The sequence below is a fragment of the Emergencia timonensis genome, assembly GCF_900086585.1.
Lineage (GTDB): Bacteria > Bacillota > Clostridia > Peptostreptococcales > Anaerovoracaceae > Senimuribacter > Senimuribacter timonensis.
Genome location: NZ_FLKM01000008.1, coordinates 1,369,544 through 1,393,167, shown reverse-complemented (window position 1 = coordinate 1,393,167; position 23,624 = coordinate 1,369,544). Strand labels below are relative to the sequence as shown.

The window sequence follows — 23,624 nt, the reverse complement described above, 5'->3', positions numbered from 1 at the left end:
AAATAATTTTTTATACTCTACCCAAAATTTCCACCTTTAAATTTATTTCATTTTTAAAATAAATTTCTATTTCTGTTAAACGCTCTTCTGTTGGCTGTTCAAATTCTTCCTGCGTGCCGCCCACATTTCTTTTCTTACTGATTCCAAGATTGTGGTATGGAAGCAGGTTCACTCGCCTTACGCCTATTTCTCTGTAAAATTCACCTGTGCGCGTTATGATGTCGTCAGTGTCATTTACCCCTTTCATGAGGGGCATTCTCATGGTCAGCTTATCCACAGTTCTCCCATCTGCCGCCAGCATTCTCAGGTTATCAAGAATCAGCTGATTGCTGACGCCGGTGTATGTTCTGTGTACGGCCTCGTCAATGGACTTCATATCGTAAAGAATGTCCGTGACGTTTTCCTTAAGGGCCATCTCCATGAGCGCCTGTGCATTTCCAAAACCACATGTATCTATGCACACGTTAATGCCTCGCCTGCCCGCTTCGTCGATGAGCCTGCTTACAAATTCGGCGTGCAGGAGGATTTCTCCTCCGCTGACTGTAATACCGCCGCCTGTGTTATCATAAAAACCTTTATCCTGCTCCGCTACGCAGAGTATTTCATCTATGGTCATCCACTTTGCCACAGGTCTTAAAGCCTTTGCATAGCACCCGTCTGCACACACAAGACACACATCGCATTTGTTCCTGTCGATTACAACGCCCTCTTGCGGGCTCATGGTCACTGCCCCCTGCGGACATATCTCGACACAGTATCCGCATCCGATACAATTGTTTGGTGACTGAATCAGCTGCTGCTGTGAGTCAATCAGTTCCGGATTGTGGCACCATTTACAGCGGAGGGGACAACCTTTCATGAAGACAGTAGTTCTGATTCCAGGCCCGTCTTCTACAGAGAACTTCTGAAGGCTTCCCACAAAAACGCTTTCAGGGGCATTCTTCATTAAAACATCCTCCCCGCTATCCTAATTCTGCGATAAGTGCGCAGTTCTGTAGATAATCGCATCCTGTGCGCTTTTATCAAGTTCTGTAAAGTATGCCATATAGCCTGCTACACGAACCATCAGTCCTTTGTAGTTCTCCGGCTTTTCCTGGGCTTTCTTCAAAGTTTCATTATCGACTACGTTGATCTGTATATGCTGGCCTCCGTCTTCAAAATAGGTTTTGATCACGCCTTCAATAATGTTCAGGCCGTTTTCTCCTTGGACGCCCTTTGGATCAAAACGCAGGTTGTACAGAGCGCCCTCATGTAATGCTTCGTCTACCATGCTGGCAACGGATTTTACTGTCGCTGTCGGACCGTTTATATCTCTGCCCATCATCGGTGAGGAAGCATCGCAAAGGGGTTCCCCTGCAAGTCGCCCATCAGGAAGTGCTCCCGTTACCTGACCGTGAGGAATGTTCATCGTCTGGGAATCGATGCCAAATGCATAATAACCGCCTCTGGCGTCGTTCCACTTCTGAACGTGATCTGCAATATAGTCCATCATTTCCTTGTAGATACCGTCGACGTGCTGCTGATTGTTGCCATATTTCTCCGGCTTGTTCAGCAGAAGCTGGCGAAGCCTTTCCTGTCCTTCGAAGTTGGAGTCGCAGGCCTTAATCAGCTCATCCATTGTCAAATCCTTATCTTCGAATACGCACTTTTCCACTGCTGCAATGGAGTCAGCCAGATTTGCAGGTCCAGTGACATAAAGACCAGCAGTCGAATACTTTGCTCCACCGTGCTGCACGGATTTTCCGCTTTCTACGCAGCCCTTCGTTACCATGGACGCGAAAATTACAGGATATCTGTTCATATGGATGCTCTGCATCAGGTTATAACCTGTTCTAATCAGATCGTAATGATGCAGAATCTGTTTCTTGAGCGCATCTTTAAATTCTTCTATATTCTTAAACTCTCTAGGATCGCCGGTTTCAAGCCCCGCCAGTTTGCCTGTGGCGGGATCAACGCCATTGTGCAGAACGAATTCAATCATCTTGCCCATGTTCACGTAACCGGCATCAGGCGAACCGTCTGTTCCGCCGCCGCCAGGTCCTGGCTGGATGCAGCCCACAATCGTCCAGTCTCTTGCTTCTTCTATGGTACTTCCTCTTCCTTTGCCAAGAGAAATCTTGATTGCAGTGTCGTCATTGAAGAAACCTGGATTTGCCTGTCCCTCCTGAATCATTCTGCAGCCAAACTGAATTAGATCCTCTGGCGTTTCTTCCCAAACTCTTAGTGCCATGACAGGCTGTTTGACCTGAAGCTCATCTGCCGCTTCTAAACAAAGGTATGAAAGATCGTTGCAGGCATCTTTGCCGTCTGGTGTCTGTCCGCCGACGACTAAAATCTGCCACATCGGATATCCTGCAAATGCGGTCGCGTACCAACTGTCTCTCACTTCGTAGACTTCGCAGGTTTTGAGGTAGAGGCATTCCAGCATTTCCAGAGCCTCTTCCCGTGTGATGCTCTTCTCGTCAATTACGTCCTTTTTATAAAACTCCCACATATACTGGTCAAATCTGCCGAATCCACATGCAGTCGTACATACTTCGATATAGAAATAAACGTGTACAAACCAAACTGCCTGCAGGGCTTGCTGGAAGGTCTGCGGCGGCTGCTCCGGAACGATTCTGCAGTTTTCTGCAATCGTCAGAAGCTCCTGTCTTCTTTTCTCATCGGTGCAGGCAGAAGCTTTCCTTTCGGCTTCGTCCGCCATTCTGTGCGCATAAGTAATCAGTCCTTGGCACTGAATGATGCATGCCTTCCAGAAATCCACCTTAGCCTGTTCTTCCATGGTCTGCGGCAGCGTGCTGTCGATATTTCTCTGACACTCTTCGATGTATCCCCTCAGCCCTATTGTCAGAATCTTTTCGTGGTCACATGTCGTTTCACCTGAAACACCATTTTCAAGACCTACGCAAATGATGTCATCCTTTTCAAGCTCGCGAATTTTGGCAGGCATCGCTGTCTGTGACAGGTCTTCCATTGACTTTCCTTCCCAGTATTTTAGGGTCTCCAGAATCGTCACCTTATCTTCCGGAGAAATATAATACGGGTCCTTTTTTCTTGTTCCGAATTCATCAATATCACTGATATACCATGAACTTGACTGGAATTCCGGGTGCAGGCTGGCGCCTCTATATGCATTGGTTGCTGTTCCTACAATCAGCTCATCATCCAGAATCAGTGTGGTCATGTTCTCCATGATGTAGTCAACGACCTTGGCTCTAAAAATAGGGACCGCATCGCCGGCAAACTTCTGATATGCTTCAGTTGCTAATACCAGTCTCTCTGCCGTGATTTGTGGAATGGTATCAAAATACTTTTCCTTCATTCGCTTCACTCTCGGTGTTAACATATTGTACTCCTTCCGTTATTTCAACTTCTTTCATCATATAATATGTTAGATTGGAAGACAAGAATTGCCTTGCTGATATTTCCAATTGTGTTGTTGCAAGGAAAAGGCTATAATTTAAATAAATAACGCAATGCTGCGCCGTAAAATGATTGGAAGATTCTCATAATTTACGGCCACATATCTGTCTAAATCAAAGAAATCACAGAATTATCCTGTTCTTTACCGAGCAAAAGGCTTTTTTCGGTTACATTCTGCTTCACTAAAACACTCGATATTAGTTTGCTGTAAACCTTGATTACTTTGCTAAAAAAAACGAGGAAAAGCTTTTCTCCCTTTTCTGGTCTGGTATATAATGTATTTCTAAGGAGGTGTTTGACTTGCTATTTGAAAAAACTACATATCTTGATGATTTTCCAATAAACATAAGAATTGCAAAAGTTACAGAATATCCTTTTCATTATCATCAAGATGTCGAGTTCGTCTATGTTCTGAAAGGAGAAATTCGTGCGAAAGACGTATGTTCTAACTATCTTTTGAAAGAAGGAGATATTTTTACTAACAATGGGCATGAAGTTCACGGTCTGACTGCCACAGATAAAGAAAATGTCGTGGCAATCATACAGGTCAGCAACCGCTTTTTTACACAGTATTTTCCGACTCTGAATAAGGCTTGTTTCATGACATATGTGAATAATGATAAGCACCCTAAGCTGGATACGCTCCGTAAAATGCTGCTGCACATTTTGCTGGACTATTCAAGAAGAAATTTTAATTATAAAAGAACCTGTATTTATCAAATGATTGAAGTCATCAAATACCTCAACCAGTATTTCAATTTGTTCGCCTTTGAAGGCCAGGTTGTCATTCATTTTAAAAACGACAATCCTGTTATCGTTGAACGCATCAGCCGTATCATAAATTATGTGTATGAAAACCATGCGGACAGGATTACTCTCAATGACCTGGCCAAAATGGAACACCTGAGCACATTCTATCTTTCACATCTCATACGAGACTATATGGGCATCAGTTTTCAAGAGTTTCTCTGCTTTGCAAGGGTTGAGATGTCAGAAATACTCCTTTTGCAGACCGACCGAAAAGTAAGTGTCGTGGCAAGAGATGTAGGATTTTCTACCACATCCTACTACGAAAAGTTTTTTATCAAGTGGTTTGGACATACACCTGAAGAGCACCGAAAGCAGTTCTCATCGCACATTCTAAGCCCTACAAGGCCTGCAAGGTTTAAGGGTTTGTCTGAAAATCAAGCTGTCAGCTGCATACGGCGATGCCTGTCAGCTGTCAGCGACCAAGAAAACAGTTCCTCTGTCATCAACCGACTCCACCTGAATGTCGAGGTACTTCCAGAGGTTGACTCGATTATGAAAATACACCCTTCACTGGAAATTGTAATCACCCACGAGGATTACAGCGTCATGGGCGAAAGGCTGTTCAACATGCTGTACGAACTAAATGCCTCAAAAGTCGTACTCGCGGTTCGCCAGGGTGACAGCGAAACCACTACGGCTTTGATTTCCAACAGACTGACATTCTCAGGGTATGATGTTTCAACCTATTTTGAAAATAGCGGCTGCGGCAGTTCTTCTTCGGGATACGATTCAATCGCTGCTGCGATACAGATCTTTCAAACCTATTTTGCATCAAAAGAGAATAACCTCCATTGCCGGCTGCGCGATCAAGGAGCGTCATTGAAAATCCTCAAGGGCTGTCCCGGCTGTCTGACTTCGGCTCTGGTTCCTAAGCCGGCTTTTTATGCATACCGCTTGCTTCAGAATATCAAGGGCACTTTGCTTTATTGGGGAAAGTATTATTATGTGATAAAAAACGATTTGGAGCAGGAAGACTCCTATACAATCATTGTTTTAAATTACAATGAAGATATCCAGCATCTGTCCACACGAAGCGCAGGGCTGTATGAAACAAACGACGTCATTAATGGCTTTATGGACGAACTCAATGTAGATTTCAGCATTCCGGTCAGCTCCGGACAATACGTCATCGCTAAATATGCCTTGTCCAACGCCAATTCCATCTTCACTCATATGTCTCAGCTTGGGTTTCCTGAGAGTTTCCCCCTGCCAGACGGGTGGATTCACCTGTTGAACACCGAACCGCAGACCCAAGTCAGCATCGAAAATATCGAAGATAAGCTCAATATCAGCGTTTCCATCGCCGGAGCAGGAATAAATGTTATCGTGATAAATAAAGCTGCAGTTTCTTGAAGTTATCATTTTTATCCCATAGTCTTAGAAGAAACGTCAACTAAAACAAAACCACAAACATCTTGAAAGAGCAAGGGGTTTGTGGTTTTCACTTTATTATTTTATCTATTCAAACTCTATGGTTCCCGGCGGTTTTCCGGTCAAGTCATAGAACACTCTGTTGACGTGATCCACTTCGTTGCCGATTCTGCTGGCGATTTTCTCCAGCACCTCCCACGGAAGCTTTGCTGCTTCTGCGGTCATAAAATCGGAAGTCGTCACTGCCCTCAGCGCTACAGCATAGTCATAGGTTCTGAAGTCCCCCATGACACCAACAGACTGCATGTTGGTCAGCGCTGCAAAGTACTGGTTGATTTCTCTGTCCAGTCCGGCAGCAGCGATTTCTTCCCGGTAGATTGCATCTGCATCCTGAACGATTTTCACCTTCTCTGCTGTCACTTCACCGATAATACGCACTCCAAGACCGGGACCAGGGAATGGCTGCCGGAACACTAGATACTCTGGAATTCCAAGTTCCAGACCAGCCTGACGCACTTCGTCCTTAAACAGCATGCGCAGCGGTTCGATGATTTCCTTGAAATCTACATAATCAGGAAGTCCGCCCACGTTGTGGTGAGACTTGATGACAGAGGATTCGCCCAGGCCGCTCTCAATCACGTCCGGATAAATTGTGCCCTGCACCAGGTAGTCCACGGCGCCAATCTTCTTAGCTTCCTCTTCAAAGACCCGAATAAACTCCTCACCGATAATTTTCCTCTTTGCCTCCGGTTCTGTCACTCCGGCCAGCTTATGGTAAAAGCGCTGCTGGGCGTTGACACGGATGAAGTTCAGGTCATAGGAACCGGCAGGTCCGAACACCTCTTCTACCTCGTCGCCCTCGTCTTTGCGCAACAGGCCGTGATCCACGAATACGCAGGTCAATTGTTTGCCAACGGCCTTTGACAGAAGCACCGCCGCAACAGAAGAATCTACGCCGCCGGACAAAGCACACAGCACTTTGCCATCGCCGACTTTTTCTCGGATCTCGCTAATGGTCGCTTCCACAAAGGAATCCATCTTCCAGTCGCCCTTGCATCCGCACGGACCGTAAACGAAATTAGCCAGCAGCTCCTTGCCTTTGACCGAGTGCATCACCTCAGGATGGAACTGCACACCGTACATCTTCTTGCTCGCATTTTCCATGGCCGCAATCGGACAAGCCGCTGTATGGGCAGTGACGCAGAAGCCCTCTGGCAGTCTTTCAATATAGTCGCTGTGGCTCATCCACATAATCGTCGTATCATCAAAGTCTTTAAACAGGTTCTCTTTAGAGTCGATCAAAATCTTTGTTTTGCCATACTCTTTGCTCGATGCCAAAGACACTTTACCGCCCAGCGCATGGGTCATCAGCTGTGCACCGTAGCAAATACCCAGAATTGGAATGCCCAATTCCCAAAGACCTTCATCTGGAATTAACCCGTCTTCACCGTAAACGCTGTTTGGTCCTCCAGTTAAAATGATACCCTTCGGATTCTTTTCTTTCAGCTCTTCTATAGAAATTTTATAAGGATGAACTTCGCAGTATACACCAGATTCACGCACGCGGCGAGCAATCAGCTGGTTGTACTGACCTCCGAAGTCCAAAACGATAATCAGTTCTTTGTTCATACACACTCCTATGTTAAATTAGCTTCTAAATATATGCAGATCATGCTCACAAATTGTTTGTAACAAAGCGGCAAAGCTGTGCGCCCCGGAGCGTACTTGTAGGTACGTGAGGAGTGCACAGCTGAAGCCAACACCGTTAAAGACAATTTTGAGTACTATCTGATTGCGTTCTGGCTGCTGTCACGCAGAATAACATCATGAGCTCCGCCCTCTACGATAGATGTTGCAGATACCAATGTCAACTTGGCATCTCTCTGCAGTTCCTGAATGCTCACAACGCCGCAATTGCACATGGTTGCTTTTACTTTGTTCAATGAAAGATTTACGTTATCGTGAAGTGAACCGGCATACGGAACATAGGAGTCCACGCCCTCTTCAAACTTCATCTTAGCGTCGCCGCCCAGGTCGTATCTCTGCCAGTTACGGGCACGGTTGGAGCCTTCACCCCAATATTCTTTGACATAGTTTCCGTTGATGTTCAACTTGTTCGTAGGAGATTCATCGAACCTGGCGAAATATCTGCCCAGCATGATAAAATCTGCTCCCATAGCCAGAGCCAAGGTCATATGGTAATCGTAAACGATGCCGCCGTCTGAGCAGATTGGCACGTAAACGCCTGTTTTCTTGAAATATTCGTCTCTCGCTTCTGCCACTTCAATTACTGCAGAAGCTTGGCCGCGGCCGATACCCTTCTGCTCTCTCGTGATGCAGATGGAACCGCCGCCGATACCGATTTTGACAAAGTCTGCGCCCGCTTCTGCCAGGAAGTTGAATCCATCCTTATCTACCACGTTGCCTGCGCCGATTTTGACGGTGTCGCCGTATCTTTCTCTCACCCATTTAATTGTGTCCAGCTGCCACTCGGAATATCCTTCGGAAGAGTCAATGCAGAGCACGTCAGCGCCTGCCTCAACAAGAGCCGGAATTCTCTCTTCGTAATCGCGGGTATTGACACCTGCTCCTACCACATATCTCTTGTGAGAATCGAGAAGTTCGTTAGGATTTGATTTGTGGTTGTCGTAGTCTTTTCTAAACACGAAATGGGTCAGTCTCTGGTTGTCGTCGATGACAGGGACTGCATTAAGCTTATTGTCCCAAAGAATGTCGTTGGCTTCGCTCAGCGAGCAGCCTTCCTTTGCATAAATCAGTTTCTCAAAAGGCGTCATGAATTCGCTGATCTTCGTGTCCGGATCCATTCTGCTGACACGATAGTCCCTGCTGGTTACCAGACCGAGAATTCTGCCTTCTGCTGTTCCATCCTCTGTTACCGCAATGGTGGAATGGCCTGTCCTGGCTTTCAGTTCCAGTACATCTGTCAAAGTCTGATCCGGTCTCAGGTTGGTGTCGCTCTTAACAAATCCAGCCTTGTAGGACTTTACGCGTTTCACCATTTCTACCTGGTTTTCCACGCTCTGTGAACCGAATATAAAAGAAATTCCACCTTCCTTTGCAAGTGCTACCGCCATCTTATCGTCTGATACGGCCTGCATCACTGCTGAAACCAGTGGAATATTCGCTGTAATCTTGGGTTCTTCACCCTTCTTATATTTTACAATAGGGGTTTTCAGGCTGACATTCTCAATTCTGCAGTCTTTTGATGAATAGCCTGGTACAAGCAGATACTCGTTGAAAGTTCTTGATGGTTCATTAAAATAGTGGGCCATGTGTTGTTCTCCTCTCCTAAAAATAATATTAAAATACAAATTACTTATGAAAATAGACGGCTTTTAATCGCGCGTGCCGTCTTATGTTTCCAATTATTTTATACTATTTTATACTCATTTGCAAGGGTAAATTTTCCCTTTCGCAGATCAAAGACAAAATATTTCAGGCCGGTAACTGAGTACCGGCCTGAAAGACGAAAAATCCAGTTATAATTTGAGATCTACCCAGTTGGTATTACCTATGCTCTCGTCCCCATAAAACTCCATGTAGTCCATGACGATCTCGTCCACATCTTCATCTACGATAAACACGATATCTCCCGTCAAAGTCTTCCCTGCTGCCAGTTCGGTTTCATCCGGGTACATATCGTCGTAAAAACTGTCAGCCGTGTCCAAGTGTCCGTCTTCTGATGCTTCCATGTATCCGATAAAGTCATAGTTGCCTGTTACAAAGGTTTCTTTTGTGGTATTCTTCACCGAAATATTAGCAACTACGTATTTCTTACCTGCACCCACAGACTTTCCATTTAGTTCTGTCTCCGTCTTGACGGAGTTCACCTTCCATTCGAAGAAGGAATTCTTCATGGTGTCGCCGACCATGCCCGTAGTAAGCTCACCTTGATAAAACTCTGCTTCTTTCAGTTCATTTAAAAGCGGCCCGGGTTCTTTATCGTCACTTCCACAAGCCGTAAAGGTCAGAATCAACATGATGCCAAGCAAAACTGGTAGTAATTTTTTGTGTTTCATATCTTTCTCCTATCACTGTCATCTCGTAGTTATAATATCATTATAACTTGAAAATTCTATTGAATGCAAATGAGATTTTTGTGAAGATATGCAAAGCGGCTGCTCCGAAGGAGCGGCCGCTTTGGTGTTTTGTTATGAATTTTGAAGTGAGTTATTTTGCTTTGATCTTTTTATTAGCGGACCAATTACCGACTAAGGTATCTCCGTTATCCAGTACTTTAATCGCGCGAACTTTGACGTAATACGTCTTACCTGACGTGCGGTTCTTCAAAGTTGTTGAAGTCTTAGTGTACTTGCTGTCGATATGTTTAACGTATTTTGAATAATACTTACCGTTTCTGCCGTATCTAACTTCATATTTTGTTGCGCCTTTAACTTTTGTAATCTGTACTTTGATCTGCTTCTTGGCAGGCTTTGAAAGCGCTACTCCTGGTTTTACAGGTTTCACTTTGACAGTTACTACTTTTGATGCAGGATCGGAAGTCTTTGTTCCTACAGTTTCAACAGTAATCTTTGCAACACCTGTGTTTACGATGGTCACATATCCGTCTTCATCAACAGTTGCAACCTCAGGATCATCTGAAGTGTACTTGAAAGTAACACCTGCTTCAGCAGTTGAAATTCTGGCATTTAGGTTGAATGAAACGCTGTTCGTATATCTCGTATAGGTGGTGTATCCTGTGATCACTTTGCTGGCTGCACCTTTGATCTTGAACTCCAAAGTCTTTTCGCCTGCGTATGTGCCAATGCCTTTGACGATGGCTTTACCAGTACCTGCGTTTACATTATTCTCATAAGTAACCGTGTAATCAGTTCCCAGGACGAGAGTCTTGGCTCCATCTTTTACAGTAACTGCTGGTGTTTTTGCAGTTCCGTCATACTTTAAATCATCGGCGCCGGTCAAAGCGATGTCTAATGTTGAAACATCTTTACCAGCAATTGTAAATGTACCACTGATTGTTCCAGTAAAGTTACCTGCATCTGTTGCAGACAAAGTCAATGTCGCAGTACCTGTGTTCACATTATTCGTTGCTTTTGCTGTATAATCTGTAGCTTTTAGGTCATAACCTCCGAGCTTTACTGTATAAGTAGGCATGATAGGCTGTCCTGTAGTGCCATAGGAATCCGGACTGATTGTCAAAACAGCATCTGCTAATTTTGCCTTATTGATGGTAAAAGAAACACCTTTTGTTCCCGCATAGGAGCCTGCTCCCGTTACAACAATATTAGCAGTTCCAGCGTTCACATTATTCATGTATTCTACGGTATAGTCTGTATTCTCTACAAGGGTTTTGCCGCCCAGTTCCACTCTGACTGCAGGTTTCTGCTCAGTACCATCAAAAGTGTATGTCTGGTTGATCTGTTCAAAATATACAGCAGCTTTGCCGAAATCGTTGGTCACTACGTTGAATTGATGTGTAACTGTGCCAGCATAGTTTCCTTTGAATTCAATTGTCGCTGTTTCTGTTCCTGCGGCAAGTGCTTCTTTTGGCTGCTCTACTGCAAAATCGGTTCCTTCTGCAAGAGTATTTCCATTCCAAGTGATTTTCACCCCTCGAATTGTATCGGCACCTGTCAATTGTGTCGGTATGTTGATTGTCGGCTTATTTGAGTTACTGAAAGCTTTTGCTATAATGTTGAAGTTCTTTGTAACGCTGCCGGTATAAGCGGGTGCTTTTCCCGTTATCGTTACCTTCGCTTCACCAACATTTGTGTTGCTTTCGTATGCAACATCATAGTTTGCTGCTTCTACCTCTTTTCCGTCTAATGTTACTTTCACCTCTGGTATGATTTCTTTACCAGTATAAGTAACATCTGCAATAGCGGCAATCGTCGCAGTGCTTAAGTCAGTTGCAGTTGCTGCTGTATCATCGGCAAAAATTGCCGCTGGCAATGCACAGATCACCATCGCAACTGATAATACTAACGCCATTAGTTTTTTCATGTTTTCTTTCCTTTCTTGTTTTATCAATGTAATTATTCTAACACAAATTATTTTTATTGTCACCTATACAAATAAACCCAATCCTATGTAGTCAAATGCAAACAAAATGTTCCAATTTTAGACATGGTCTTTTCTTTTTTAGATTTTTCTGTATAATATGATTATAGATTGCAGATATTACACTGGTCTCACAATCTATAAATTGCTTTTGTTCAAAGCAAACACCAATAGCTATTAAAATGTAACTTGGGGGTTACGCAGTTTTAATAGCGAAAGAAGGTCAAGGATACCCACTTGACCTTTTTTTATGTTTTTGCACTATACTTTTACTTGATGTCGTATCATTGCAGAAATTTTGTTATATAGCGCCCTCCCTTCCCCCGAGATCATTGTGAAATTCAATCTACGCATCCATGAGGATGCGACACAATCGGAAGAAACCCATGCGCGTTGTCATAACTCATTTCAATCCACGCATCCATGAGGATGCGACAAAAACGCAAAGAACAGACCGCAGAGTACGGCAGTATTTCAATCCACGCATCCATGAGGATGCGACTTGGCAATTAGGCATCAAAATCAGCAAGACACAATTTCAATCCACGCATCCATGAGGATGCGACACGAGTACGGCTTATTAATATATAACCGAACCAATTTCAATCCACGCATCCATGAGGATGCGACTTATAAGTATTCCCCAAACGCCTATAAGACATATGGATTTCAATCCACGCATCCATGAGGATGCGACCGGATTGCAATTGACTTCCCCAGTTGTTAAAATGATTTCAATCCACGCATCCATGAGGATGCGACCTGATCGTGGAGTCGTGAACAGTACACCTTACGGCATTTCAATCCACGCATCCATGAGGATGCGACGGGGTGATACTGCAGCAACAAAAAATCCAACCTATATTTCAATCCACGCATCCATGAGGATGCGACCAGATATTTCTGTATTAAAATTGGTTAGTTCAAATTTCAATCCACGCATCCATGAGGATGCGACTGCAATATATGGTAATCATAGGCGGAACACGTACTAAATACAGGGATCCTTTATACTGCCACGTCCTCCAAATGATAATTCACTACCATATATCCTGCACATTTCACCATATTGAGGTGCGAAAGACCCGGGGATTCCATGTTCACTTGCCTTTCGCACCTGGGCGTTCTCAGTGACTGTGCGCTTGCTATATATTCCATTCTACCACAGATTTCACCAAAATGGTCTTCCATTTGAATCTTCTGCAACATCTGAGCGACGCTGCCATATCTCCCTTACAATTACGTGCTGTCTCACCAATCCCACAACAAATCATTTCACGTTCAACGCTTTCACACCCTTCCCCCGAGATCATTGTGAACTATCATTTCATTTGTAAGTTTTGTGCAAAAACGCGCATAACTATAATCTTACAAAACGTACAAAAAAAGAGGGAGGAATTCTTAAAATGAAGAAATTTTTAACAGTGCTTCTTGCATTGTCAGTTGTCTTCACTTACACAGTTGGTACTGCGTTTGCGGCTGCTGGTACACCGACAAAAGAAGACGTAATCAAGCAAGCAGAAGCAATGGCACAGAGCTATAAAAACTCGATAAACTCTGTGAAAAATATCTATGCAAACAAGAACTTTGTCAAAGATTCTGCCGGAGTTGAAAGATGTAGTGACTTAAAGTTAACTGCTACCAATGGCGGAACTGTAAATACATCAAAAGATGCTTTTGATAAAGTACTTACAGAAGAAATTGCTACGATAAATGACGCAATTGATGCAAAAGTAATTGCCGTTAAGGCGGCCGATGATGTTCCAACAGCGCAGGGTAAATTGGCGGACATTACTGCCGAATACGAAAAGTATGATACTGTAGCTGAGTGGACAGCTTTAGTTACCAATGATAAATTGGCTGCTGCAGAACTTGTAGTCACTAGAGACAAGGCAGTAGATACACTAAGCGCATATAATTATGCGAGTTATTCTGCTGCTAATGCAGCAACACTAAAAGCTATCATCGAAGATCCTGCCAGCGGACTTGAAGCAATTAAAAAGTATGCTTCAACTGGCGAAGGTGCTGACATTGAGTTAATTGTGGCTGACAGTACAGGAATCAATGCAGTGCTTGCCAAGGCCGCGGCTGTAAAGTCTCTAACAGATGAGGATGCAGATGCAAAGGCACTTGCTGATGCTAAGGAAGCAAAAATTGCTGAACTGAAAAACTATGCAGAAGTTGAATATGCTGCTCAACTTTTTGATGCAAATGCTGCTGTTGCCGTTGCTCAGAAAGCATATGATGCAGACAAGAGTGATGCAAACAAGGCAACACTTGATGCAGCCAAAGCTGCTGTTGCAAACTTAAGAGGAAACATTGATGCAATTGTTGCTGTGCAGACTGTTGCAATCAATAAAATAGCAGTGAAAGTAGACGTAGAAAAGTTTGACGTAAAAGCCAATATTGACTGGAACAGTTTTGATGACAATGCTGCAAAGATTGCTATTGCAAATGCAGTAAAGGAATATGCTGCAATTCTAGCGTATGCTACTGAAAGCGATGGAAGCTTAAAATATGATGCAACAGTCGCTAAGGCAGAACTCGACAGTTTAGTTGTTGAGATTTACACTACAAATACTTATACTACTGAACAAAAGGCTAAAGAGGCGCTACTGGCTGCATTTGACAGCAAGGCAAGCTTATCTGGTGTAAGAGCTACGGCAGTAGGGACAGTAGAAGCGCTTAAAGCTGACGTAGACGCTTTATATAGTGGTTCAAGAATTGATGAAGTAAAACAGATTGTTAAAGATGGCGTTGCTGCTGTTAAAGCTGCCAAGACGGTTGCAGAGATTAATGCCGCTGTTAAAGCTGCTGAAGATGCAAAGGCTGCCGTAATCAGTAACCAGATGCATGCTTTGGAAATTGCCAGTCCAAATGGCGAATTGTTCAAAGAATACGATGTAAAATACAAAGCACAGCTTCTTTCATACTTGAATGATTTCTATACAAAAGCTAGCGTGAAACCAGCTGCAGACAAAGATGATTTGTTAGCTACCGATGGTTTAAGCGGAACATTATACACTGAAATGATGAAGGCTTACACCAAAGACGAAATGGCAACAAAATTCACAGAAGTAAAAGCAATGATTGACGCCTTGAAAACTCCAGAACAACTGCTCGAAGCAAAATCTGCTGTAGAGGCATTAATCTTAGCTATTGACAATACTGTTATACTTGACAGCAAAGACAAGATTGTCGCTGCTAGGAAAGCCTTAGATGCATACAATGCTATGCCTGGTAAATCTGTTGAAGTTGGTACGGATTACGTTTCAGTTCTAACAAATGCAGAAAGAGATGTAAAAGCGCTGGAGATTAAGAAGGTAGAAGATCTTATTGATGCAATCGGAACTGTTACAAAGGATAGTAAGGAAGCCATAGAGCTTGCAAAATCGACTTATGACGCTTATGTTGAAGAATACGGTGCTGCAAACTTTAGCATCGCTGGAGCAAAGTTAACAGCCCTTAATAATGCAATTGATAAGTTGAATTCTATTGCAGTTGATGAAGTAATCAAAATGATTGCTGCTCTCCCTGATGCAGATGATGTCAAATTAGCTGACAAGGATGCAGTCAAGGCTGCCAAAGAGGCATATGACGCACTAGAAGCTAGTCAACAGGCAAAGGTTACGAATATTGCTAAGTTAATCCTTCTTGAAGCGAGAGTAGATGCACTGCAGGAAATCCAGGATGCTAGATTGACTGTAGGCGTACAGAGTACAACTTTGAAAGCTTCTTCAAAGGCTTACAAAGGCAGAACAAGGGTTTCATGGACTAAGTCATATGGATACAAAGTCGATGGATATGAAGTATACAGATCTACTAAAAAAGATACTGGATATAAATTCATGGGCAGAACACAGAAGTCTTACATGGATAATAAAAAAGATCTGAAGAAGGGTACTAGATACTACTACAAGGTTAGAGGCTACAGAACCATTGGTGATGAAAAAGTTTATACAAAATGGTCATCAAAGGCTATTAGAACTGCTAAATAATTTGTAATAGTTCATATTAAAACAATTAGAAGGCCGGAATTCCGGCCTTCTTTTTATTACTCAAACCTGCTTATAAACAGTTTCTCCCTATTCAAAATCTTGTCTATCTGTCTATCTATAAAATGTTCAAATTTCCTAAGCCTTTCCTCTGGCCAGTCAAATCTACCATGCCTGCTGAATTGAAATCCTGAGAGATTTCGGAGATCGCTTATGATTTCGTCAGTCAACATATCATTGGCGTTCAGATTAAATTCACCCATTAGGCGGGGATAGATATCTATTAGGCCGTCCATATCCTGCGCCATGAATCGTTCGTCACTGAGGTTGAACAGCATTGAGCGATTATGATCAAAGACTGGTGCCATGCCTAGAGGAGTGAGGCTCTCATTTTCCATCAGAAGACCAAAATTGCCCAAATGACGGTCGATATTCAGGGTCAGTGCATCAAATACCATCATTCGTCTAAAGTTGTCCCCATCTCCATATTTTTCAATAATAGCTAAAGCTTCCTTAACTGATACGGAATGAGGATTCTCCACATGATACATCATCGGCGAAAATCCTTTGGCCTCACTGGTAAAAATTTCACATTTTGTTGCGAGATGCCCATGATGTTGGACAAGATCGTATATAACTGATTCATTGCAGACGGCTTCTGCCAACTGAGACGCATAGTATTCAGCAAAAACCTCCCTGCCGTAAGTCTCGCTCCCCCGCTTCAGTAGAAACAGGCCCTGATCTTCTTTGATCCAACACTTAGCATAGTTGCCATCTACGCTAAGTTCTGGTGTGGTTGTACTCAGAGTCCCTGATCCGCCTTCAAATGCAATGCGAGCGATATTTTCATCAAAGTCATTCCGGTAGAGGGATACCTCTTCCCAGGTTTTTGGTGCTTCTTCATCTCTTACCCAGAACGTATCTGTAAGAGATGCTGCACTGCTTACTCTGATAAACCCTTCTACATCTTCCGCTCCCAACTGCTTCAATATGCTTCGAACATGCTTTCTGTGCTTTGGCGCTTTCCTTCCTTCAATAAAGCGGATGACATCACCTGTGTATTCCTGCGGAAGCAGATCCTGTTGCAATACCTTGACATCATCTGCACGAACCGTCCCATATTCATTTCTGTAAGTCCTGAATCTGACTATCTCTCTTCCCATGTTCATCAAAGTATAAAACATCAATCGTTCTCCTCCGCATCCTATCTGTAATTTGATTATAACACAAAAGCACACTTCAGGCATCATCTTCCCAAGATAAATATATCTGACCTTATACTCCTTCTATTCTATACTTTGTGTTATAAATCTATTCTTTCTTTGTCAATCACACGCCTCTATCCTCCCTTCCCCTAAAATCATTATGAATTTCAATCCGCGCATCCATGAGGATGCGACTCGCTGCCGCAGTCTACTATAAGCGGATGGGAGATTGATTTCATTCCACGCATCCATGAGGATGCGACAGGAGGAATTACACCTACACACTGTAGCAATATAATTTCAATCCACGCATCCATGAGGATGCGACATCGAAGTGTATTACGATAAATACAGGCGTGCCGTATTTCAATCCACGCATCCATGAGGATGCGACATATCTACAGGAGACCACCTGCACTTTGAGGTTATTTCAATCCACGCATCCATGAGGATGCGACCGCAATATATGGTAATCATAGGCGGAACACGTACTAAATACAGGGATCCTTTATACTGCCACGTCCTCCAAATGATAATTCACTGCCATATATCCTGCACATTTCACCATATTGAGGTGCGAAAGACCCGGGGATTCCATGTTCACTTGCCTTTCGCACCTGGGCGTTCTCAGTGACTGTGCGCTTGCTATATATTCCATTCTACCACAGATNGATAAATACAGGCGTGCCGTATTTCAATCCACGCATCCATGAGGATGCGACATATCTACAGGAGACCACCTGCACTTTGAGGTTATTTCAATCCACGCATCCATGAGGATGCGACCGCAATATATGGTAATCATAGGCGGAACACGTACTAAATACAGGGATCCTTTATACTGCCACGTCCTCCAAATGATAATTCACTGCCATATATCCTGCACATTTCACCATATTGAGGTGCGAAAGACCCGGGGATTCCATGTTCACTTGCCTTTCGCACCTGGGCGTTCTCAGTGACTGTGCGCTTGCTATATATTCCATTCTACCACAGATTTCACCAAAATGGTCTTCCATTTGAATCTTCTGCAACATTTGATCGACGCTGCCATATCTCCCTTACAATTACGTGCTGTCTCACCAATCCCACAACGAATCATTTCACGTTCAACGCTTTCACACCCATCCCCCGAGATCATTGTGAACTATCATTTCATTTGTAAGTTTTGTGCAAAAACGCGCATAACTATAATCTTACAAAACGTACAAAAAAAGAGGGAGGAATTCTTAAAATGAAGAAATTTTTAACAGTGCTTCTTGCATTGTCAGTTGTCTTCACTTACACAGTTGGTACTGCGTTTGCTGTTAGCAAAGTTGATGCAACCCAGTCTATCGCAAACCAAGTGACACAGAGTAAAGAAGATATCGATAAAGCTGCAACCAGCCTGACATCCCAGTTTAAATTTGTAGACGGATACCTTGATAAGGTAAGTGACGGAACAAAGAAACTAGGAAATGCTCAAGATGAGGGTGCTGGCCTTATTGCTAAGGCAGTCATAGAAGCAAAGATTAAAAAAGCAGCAGATGCAGCTAAAACAGCTGTAGACGAGGCTGCAAATAACGAAATCAAAAATATGTCTGCTGACGCAGATGTTTCAGACGACGCTTTAAAGGCAGCAATAGAAGCTGTAAGAAAAGCCGGTCTTGCCGAAATTGACAAATTGGATGTTGTAGCTGTAATTGGTGCCTTGGATGGTGGAAACGCTTTTTATCCAATGGATGACTTATTTGCAGAGGCTGCGCCTGTATCAAAAACAAGCGCAATAGCGGCGATTAATGCATATGACGAAAACAAGTATTCTACAGACATGAAAGAATATAAAGTAACAGTCATTGCAGGAAACACTAAAGGTGAATATGGTGCAGATACACTTAAAATCACAGCTGGAGAATACAGTGCTTATGATTTTGTAAAGGCATTAAAAAAGGCTCAGATTGAAGAGATCAACACTGCAACTGGCACTGATTTAGAAAAAATAGGAATATATCAGACTGCTGCAAAAGTTGTGAAGGATTACATTGATGGCCACAAGATTGCAGCAGCTCCAGAGGATTACTATATCGAAAAGCTTCCTACTAAGGACGATCTTTCAAGTGATAAGACTGTTGAGGCAGCAAAATCTGCAGCAATTAACCAGATTTCGGCAGCAATCAATATTAAGTTTGTAGATCTTGAAAAAGAATTGAATGATGGAATCTCTGAATTAAACAAACAGGCAAAAGTAGACACTGCAAAATTAAAGCTACTCAATGATGAACTGGCTGCGCTTGCTGAACAAAAAGCTGGTGCATTAGAAGCATTTACTGCACAGATTAATGCACAGAAGACAACAAAAGCTGTAAATGATAAAGCAAGCGATATCAGAGATATCATTAATGCTTGGACATTTAACTCCGGGAATGCAATTGATTATGCTACCCCTAGCGGTAAGTTAGCAGTTACTACTAAAGCATTGACAAACTATGCGAAAACTTCTGCCGCTGTTAAAGAAGTAAAGGCGCTTGCTGACAGAATGTCAAAGTTAACTGATATTTATGGGGCACCATACTATGATGCGGCAGATTTGGCAGACAATCTTAATAAAGACATAGAAGCTACTTATGTTAAAGCTGATGGTACAGCTGTTACTACAGCTCTGGAGGGTACAGCAACAGTAAGCACTGGACTTATCGCAAAGAAGAGCCAGTATATTGCTTTTATTAACGGTAAAGACGCTGCAAAAGGCGGTCTTGATGAAATCAAGATTGACGACGGAAGTACTTCCGGAAAGACAACAAATCCATGGAATACACCTACTGAAAAAAGAAGCGGTGTGGCCAACTACGGAGAAGATGCTAGCGCAAAAGTTGATGTCTATTCAAAAGAAAGCGCTGAAGCTTTAAAGGCTTTAGTTGCAGATACTGAAAAATCTATACTTGCGACAAAAGACGTAACTGAACTGAAGAAAGTGTACACTGATGCTTATGCGAAATACGATGCGATTGCAACTACAGAACAGCTTCAGAAAAAATGGGAGAAAGGTGCATCTCTTTATAATGAATTTATAAAGAACTATGCTACTGATCTTGATAAGTATATTGCATATGTAGTTGGAAGAGTTGAAGCTTCAGATTATTCCAAAGTAAATGCAGCAGTAGGTACTTATGTCACAACAGTAACTGTTGGTGATAAGTGGAACAGTTATGCAGATCAAAAAGGAAAGATTGCGTTCAACGCATATGCGATTGTTAAAGAAGCGTCATCGGCTAGCGATATTGCTACAAAAGTAGCCGAAGCTAAAAAATACGTTGATAGCGTTGTTATTAGTGACAAAGATTTAGATACTAAGCTTGAGGCTGTTAAAGCATTAGTAGCTGCAATTAAATCACCAGTAACTTTAGCACAAAAAGACGCAATTGTTGCCGCTAAGAATGCAATTGAAGAATACAACAAGTTGCCAGGTGTAACTGAATACACGAGTACAGTTTATAATGCAGCTATTGGAGCACTTCAGAAACTTGAATCTGATGCACTTGAGGCACAATTGAAAGCATTAAATGATAAAGCAAAAATTACTACTGCTGATAAAGACGCTATAGAGGCTCTAAGGGCAGGTTTTGACGCATACTGTGACCTCTATACTGTAACAGAAACAATGGGAGCTACAAAAGTAACAGAGGATAGCTTGTCTGCGGATAATACAGGTCTCGAAGTAAAGCTTAGCAAAGCACAGGTTAACGAAGTGATTGATGCGTTAGCTGCTGTTCCAGCCGAGCCTACATCAAAAGATGCAGAAGCGGTGAAGGCCGCAAGAGCTGCTTTTGACGCACTTACACCAGCACAGCAGGCTGAAATTGTTAACGGTTCAGTGTCTAAGCTGTATCTGGAAAAACTAATGGTAGCAGAAGCTAAGTTAGCTATAGTGGATAAAGATAAGAACAGGACTCTGAAGTTAGGCGTGAAAGCTACTACTCTGAAAGCCACATCCAAAGCTTACAAAGGCAGAACCAGAGTATCTTGGAAGAAGTCCTATGGATACAAAGTCGATGGATACCAGGTATACAGATCCACTAAGAGAAACAGCGGATATACTAAGATGGGTACCACAAAGAAGACTTACATGGACAATAAGAAGAACCTGAAGAAGGGTACCAGATACTACTACAAGGTTCGTGGCTACAGAACCATTGATGGAGAAAAAGTTTACACCCAGTGGTCATTAAAGGCAATCAGAACTGCTAAATAATTTAGCAAAACTGAATACTTTAAAACTTAAAGAAGGCTGGAGTTCCGGCCTTCTTTTTTCCTATAGGCTAATTATTTAACTTTCCCCAGAATCCAATCCAAAGCATTGAGCTTCCTCTCCATTCTCAGTCTGACCTACATATACATCAAAACCCCGTCGTTTCAACTCACTGAAACTCAGATGAAAGCTGTTCTCGTTCAAATTTATGGTGAAGCCGGCGCGCGCACTGATAATGAAATCAAAACAATGAAGAACGATACGACTGCTGTAGCTGCACCTCTTCCAACCGTAGGTGCAAAAGCTTCTGCAAAGAAAACTGTAGAAGATACTATTAATGCATTGCCTGCAAACGCAACAGAAGCTAACCTTGCTGCTGTAGAAGCTGCCTGGAAGGCCCTTAAAGAATACCAGGATATTGGTGGAAAAATAGATGCTAAATTATCAACTAAGCTGAATGATGCAAAAGACCTAGTTAAAACAGATATGCTGAAAAACTTGACAATTGCTTATGATCAGCTCGATAAGAATAACAAGGTAGCTGTAAAAGAATTGAAGGAAAAAATTGAAACAGCTGTTGAGTTGGCAAAGAAGGATAACCTCTTTGGAAACGGAATCGGCAATGATTCTACGTTCAAGACAATTATTACCACAACTCTGGGGAATGTTCGTGACGCTGAACTAGCATCAGTAATTAAAGCTATCAATGCAATACAACTAAATGTGACATTATCGGATCAGGCTGTTGTTATAGCGGCAAGAGCCGCTTACTATGCATTTGTCGAAGATTGGACTGATTATGCATTTCCTTACGATGCAGCTAAGTAAGTTGAATCAAAGTATAAAGAATTAGCGCTTGCAGAAGCTGCAATTTCCATATTGGATTCAGAGTCAATAATCAAGGCAACTGAGTCCTTAAAAATCAAGGCATCCTCCAAGCTGTACAAAGGCAAGAAAATCCAGGTATAATGGAGAATTGCTGACGTTGATGCTACTAAGATCGATGGCTATCAGGGTTACAAGTCAACCAAGGCCAACAGCGGATACAAGTTCATGGGCAAGACTAAGAAACTCTACATGGACAACAAGAAAGGCCTGAAGAAGGGCAAGAGAATGTACTACAGAGTAAGGGCTTACAAAGTAATTGATGGTAAGACATATTACTCCGACTATTCCAACAAAGCAAACAGAATTTACAAATAATCTGCATATGGAATCTATTAAAAGAGGCCGGGATTTCGGCCTCTTTTTAGTGCTTGATTTCAAATTGTCATGACTGCATACAATGGAATGTTGACCAACCAATCCTGTTCCCTGTAGGCTGCCATAGATGTCCTAACGGCAGTTTCCGGATGGAATTTGTCACAGTATGCTTTCAAGCTCCGGGAACGCAGATTTTCTTCTGCCTTGACCTCTATGGGTACAATCTGCCCCCTGCACTGTATGATGAAGTCGATCTCGTTATGGGATGATGCAGAATAATAATACGGGATATATTCAGTATCGGAGACCAACTGCTGGTGTACATACTGCTCGGTCAGTGCGCCCTTGAATTCTGTAAATATGCTGCTCCCTTCCAGGATTGCCTCCGCATCCAGATCGCTCATGGCACCGAGCAGCCCTACATCAAGCAGGAAGATCTTGAAGACGGAGAACTCCACATATGCTTTCAATGGTATGGCCGGCTTCTGCACTCGATAGGCTTTGCTGATCAGTCCGCAATCCAGAAGCCACTCGATAGCCGTTTCAAAATCCCTGGCCCTGGCGCCTTCTTTGACCTGTCCGAAGAAAAATTTCCTGTTCTCTTTGGCCAGCTGGATGGGTACCGAGTTCCACACCATCCTGATCCGCGGCAGCATGTCCTTGTCCGTGTGCTTGCTGAAGTCATCCTCATACATCTCCAGGATAGCCTTCTGGATTGAACGGACTTCTACGATATCCCCTTCGTCAACATAGCTGGCTACGGCTTCAGGCATGCCTCCAATGTAATAGTAAAGCTTCAGCCATCTGATATATTTCTCAGAAAAGGCATCGATCATCCTGTAATCCTTTTGGCTCAGCAATGACGCGAGCTGTTCCTCACCCATGGCAGTCAGGAACTCCCTGTAGTTCATGGGATAGATGTCCAGCGTGTCAACCTTCCCCACTGGGAAAGACGTGCCTTCGTGGATTGCCACGCCCAGCAAGGAGCCTGCTGCTACGATGGCATATTCCGGCGCTTCCTCACAGAAGTATTTCAAGGAAGAAATCGCCCTGGGCGCCTCCTGTATTTCATCAAAGATGATCAGCGTATCTTCTGGACGGACAGCTTCCTTTGTCTCTATGTTGATGGCCTGGATGATGCTCCTGATATCAAAGTCGCCTTCAAACACCCGCTGCATCCTGGAATTGCGGTCAAAGTTGACATAGGCCACATTCTTGAACTGCCTGACTCCGAATTCCTTCATGATCCAAGTCTTCCCCACCTGGCGGGCACCTTTTAGAATCAGAGGCTTCCGGTTCTTCTTTCTCTTCCACAGGATAAGTTCCTCCATGATCTGTCGTTCCATAATA

Annotated in this window: 15 protein-coding genes and 2 CRISPR repeat arrays; of the genes, 5 read left to right on the top strand and 10 right to left on the bottom strand. The window is 43.1% G+C overall.

Features of this window, described 5'->3' with window-relative positions; genetic code table 11:
- Window positions 1–10: 10 nt before the first annotated feature.
- Both BN6539_RS07730 and BN6539_RS07725 read right to left on the bottom strand, forming a co-directional pair.
- Window positions 11–946, bottom strand: coding sequence for a glycyl-radical enzyme activating protein (locus tag BN6539_RS07730; protein WP_067536102.1), 936 nt, complete (start codon window positions 944–946; stop codon window positions 11–13).
- Window positions 947–967: 21 nt separating this feature from the next.
- Window positions 968–3,346, bottom strand: coding sequence for a glycyl radical protein (locus BN6539_RS07725; protein WP_067536098.1), 2,379 nt, complete (start codon window positions 3,344–3,346; stop codon window positions 968–970).
- Window positions 3,347–3,723: 377 nt separating this feature from the next.
- Here BN6539_RS07725 and BN6539_RS07720 point away from each other — a divergent pair, with 377 nt between their 5' ends.
- A complete protein-coding gene (locus BN6539_RS07720; protein WP_067536097.1) occupies window positions 3,724–5,586 on the top strand; it encodes a helix-turn-helix domain-containing protein in 1,863 nt (620 codons plus the stop codon).
- Between the two features lie 105 nt (window positions 5,587–5,691).
- Here the strand turns inward: BN6539_RS07720 and guaA are convergent, their stop codons facing one another.
- The 5 genes from guaA to BN6539_RS22725 all read right to left on the bottom strand — a co-directional run bounded on the left by guaA (window position 5,692) and on the right by BN6539_RS22725 (window position 12,837).
- A complete protein-coding gene (guaA, locus tag BN6539_RS07715) occupies window positions 5,692–7,233 on the bottom strand; it encodes a glutamine-hydrolyzing GMP synthase (protein ID WP_067536095.1) in 1,542 nt (513 codons plus the stop codon).
- A 155-nt stretch (window positions 7,234–7,388) separates the two neighbouring features.
- On the bottom strand, window positions 7,389–8,897 hold the full coding sequence (locus BN6539_RS07710) for an IMP dehydrogenase (RefSeq protein WP_067536091.1): 1,509 nt from the start codon (window positions 8,895–8,897) through the stop codon (window positions 7,389–7,391).
- Window positions 8,898–9,104: 207 nt separating this feature from the next.
- Window positions 9,105–9,644, bottom strand: a complete 540-nt coding sequence (locus tag BN6539_RS07705; protein WP_067536084.1) for a DUF4352 domain-containing protein — start codon at window positions 9,642–9,644, stop codon at window positions 9,105–9,107.
- A 151-nt stretch (window positions 9,645–9,795) separates the two neighbouring features.
- On the bottom strand, window positions 9,796–11,589 hold the full coding sequence (locus BN6539_RS07700) for an Ig-like domain-containing protein (protein ID WP_067536081.1): 1,794 nt from the start codon (window positions 11,587–11,589) through the stop codon (window positions 9,796–9,798).
- A 395-nt stretch (window positions 11,590–11,984) separates the two neighbouring features.
- Window positions 11,985–12,604: a CRISPR direct-repeat array (repeat unit 31 nt; unit sequence ATTTCAATCCACGCATCCATGAGGATGCGAC).
- 50 nt (window positions 12,605–12,654) lie between these two features.
- Window positions 12,655–12,837, bottom strand: coding sequence for a hypothetical protein (locus BN6539_RS22725; protein WP_067536080.1), 183 nt, complete (start codon window positions 12,835–12,837; stop codon window positions 12,655–12,657).
- Between the two features lie 215 nt (window positions 12,838–13,052).
- Here BN6539_RS22725 and BN6539_RS07690 point away from each other — a divergent pair, with 215 nt between their 5' ends.
- Entirely contained in the window at window positions 13,053–15,644 is a 2,592-nt protein-coding gene (locus BN6539_RS07690; protein ID WP_067536078.1) for a hypothetical protein, read from the top strand.
- A gap of 56 nt (window positions 15,645–15,700) precedes the next feature.
- On the opposite strand, the gene BN6539_RS07685 is transcribed toward BN6539_RS07690, so the two are convergent.
- Both BN6539_RS07685 and BN6539_RS22720 read right to left on the bottom strand, forming a co-directional pair.
- Window positions 15,701–16,825 (bottom strand): hypothetical protein, encoded by a 1,125-nt coding sequence (locus BN6539_RS07685; RefSeq protein WP_067536075.1) that lies wholly within the window; start codon window positions 16,823–16,825, stop codon window positions 15,701–15,703.
- Between the two features lie 184 nt (window positions 16,826–17,009).
- A CRISPR array of direct repeats spans window positions 17,010–17,304; the repeat unit is 32 nt; unit sequence TATTTCAATCCACGCATCCATGAGGATGCGAC.
- Window positions 17,305–17,682: 378 nt separating this feature from the next.
- Window positions 17,683–17,865: a hypothetical protein gene (locus BN6539_RS22720; RefSeq protein WP_067536074.1), complete on the bottom strand. Its 183-nt coding sequence runs from the start codon at window positions 17,863–17,865 to the stop codon at window positions 17,683–17,685.
- Window positions 17,866–18,080: 215 nt separating this feature from the next.
- Between BN6539_RS22720 and BN6539_RS07675 the strand changes: the two genes are divergently transcribed.
- The 3 genes from BN6539_RS07675 (at window position 18,081) to BN6539_RS22290 (ending at window position 22,274) form a co-directional block, all read left to right on the top strand.
- Complete coding sequence (locus tag BN6539_RS07675) at window positions 18,081–21,074, top strand: hypothetical protein (RefSeq protein ID WP_067536071.1); 2,994 nt, start codon at window positions 18,081–18,083, stop codon at window positions 21,072–21,074.
- A 246-nt stretch (window positions 21,075–21,320) separates the two neighbouring features.
- Entirely contained in the window at window positions 21,321–21,899 is a 579-nt protein-coding gene (locus tag BN6539_RS07670) for a hypothetical protein (RefSeq protein ID WP_148484462.1), read from the top strand.
- A 225-nt stretch (window positions 21,900–22,124) separates the two neighbouring features.
- A complete protein-coding gene (locus BN6539_RS22290) occupies window positions 22,125–22,274 on the top strand; it encodes a hypothetical protein (protein WP_156524170.1) in 150 nt (49 codons plus the stop codon).
- 59 nt (window positions 22,275–22,333) lie between these two features.
- Here the strand turns inward: BN6539_RS22290 and BN6539_RS07665 are convergent, their stop codons facing one another.
- Window positions 22,334–23,620 carry an ATP-binding protein gene (locus BN6539_RS07665; protein WP_067536069.1) on the bottom strand — a complete coding sequence of 429 codons (1,287 nt, stop codon included), beginning with the start codon at window positions 23,618–23,620 and terminating at the stop codon, window positions 22,334–22,336.
- Between the last annotated feature and the right edge of the window lie 4 nt (window positions 23,621–23,624).

Excerpts from the sequence above, each read along its gene's own strand:
- BN6539_RS22720 (WP_067536074.1), bottom strand. The coding sequence starts at position 17,865 with ATGGAAGACCATTTTGGTGAAATCTGTGGTAGAATGGAATATATAGCA.
- BN6539_RS22725 (WP_067536080.1), bottom strand. The coding sequence starts at position 12,837 with ATGGAAGACCATTTTGGTGAAATCTGTGGTAGAATGGAATATATAGCA.
- BN6539_RS07665 (WP_067536069.1), bottom strand. The coding sequence starts at position 23,620 with ATGGAACGACAGATCATGGAGGAACTTATCCTGTGGAAGAGAAAGAAG.
- BN6539_RS07685 (WP_067536075.1), bottom strand. The coding sequence starts at position 16,825 with ATGTTTTATACTTTGATGAACATGGGAAGAGAGATAGTCAGATTCAGG.
- BN6539_RS07700 (WP_067536081.1), bottom strand. The coding sequence starts at position 11,589 with ATGAAAAAACTAATGGCGTTAGTATTATCAGTTGCGATGGTGATCTGT.
- BN6539_RS07670 (WP_148484462.1), top strand. The coding sequence starts at position 21,321 with ATGAAGAACGATACGACTGCTGTAGCTGCACCTCTTCCAACCGTAGGT.
- BN6539_RS22290 (WP_156524170.1), top strand. The coding sequence starts at position 22,125 with ATGGGCAAGACTAAGAAACTCTACATGGACAACAAGAAAGGCCTGAAG.
- BN6539_RS07690 (WP_067536078.1), top strand. The coding sequence starts at position 13,053 with ATGAAGAAATTTTTAACAGTGCTTCTTGCATTGTCAGTTGTCTTCACT.
- BN6539_RS07705 (WP_067536084.1), bottom strand. The coding sequence starts at position 9,644 with ATGAAACACAAAAAATTACTACCAGTTTTGCTTGGCATCATGTTGATT.
- BN6539_RS07725 (WP_067536098.1), bottom strand. The coding sequence starts at position 3,346 with ATGTTAACACCGAGAGTGAAGCGAATGAAGGAAAAGTATTTTGATACC.
- guaA (WP_067536095.1), bottom strand. The coding sequence starts at position 7,233 with ATGAACAAAGAACTGATTATCGTTTTGGACTTCGGAGGTCAGTACAAC.
- BN6539_RS07675 (WP_067536071.1), top strand. The coding sequence starts at position 18,081 with ATGAAGAAATTTTTAACAGTGCTTCTTGCATTGTCAGTTGTCTTCACT.
- BN6539_RS07710 (WP_067536091.1), bottom strand. The coding sequence starts at position 8,897 with ATGGCCCACTATTTTAATGAACCATCAAGAACTTTCAACGAGTATCTG.
- BN6539_RS07730 (WP_067536102.1), bottom strand. The coding sequence starts at position 946 with ATGAAGAATGCCCCTGAAAGCGTTTTTGTGGGAAGCCTTCAGAAGTTC.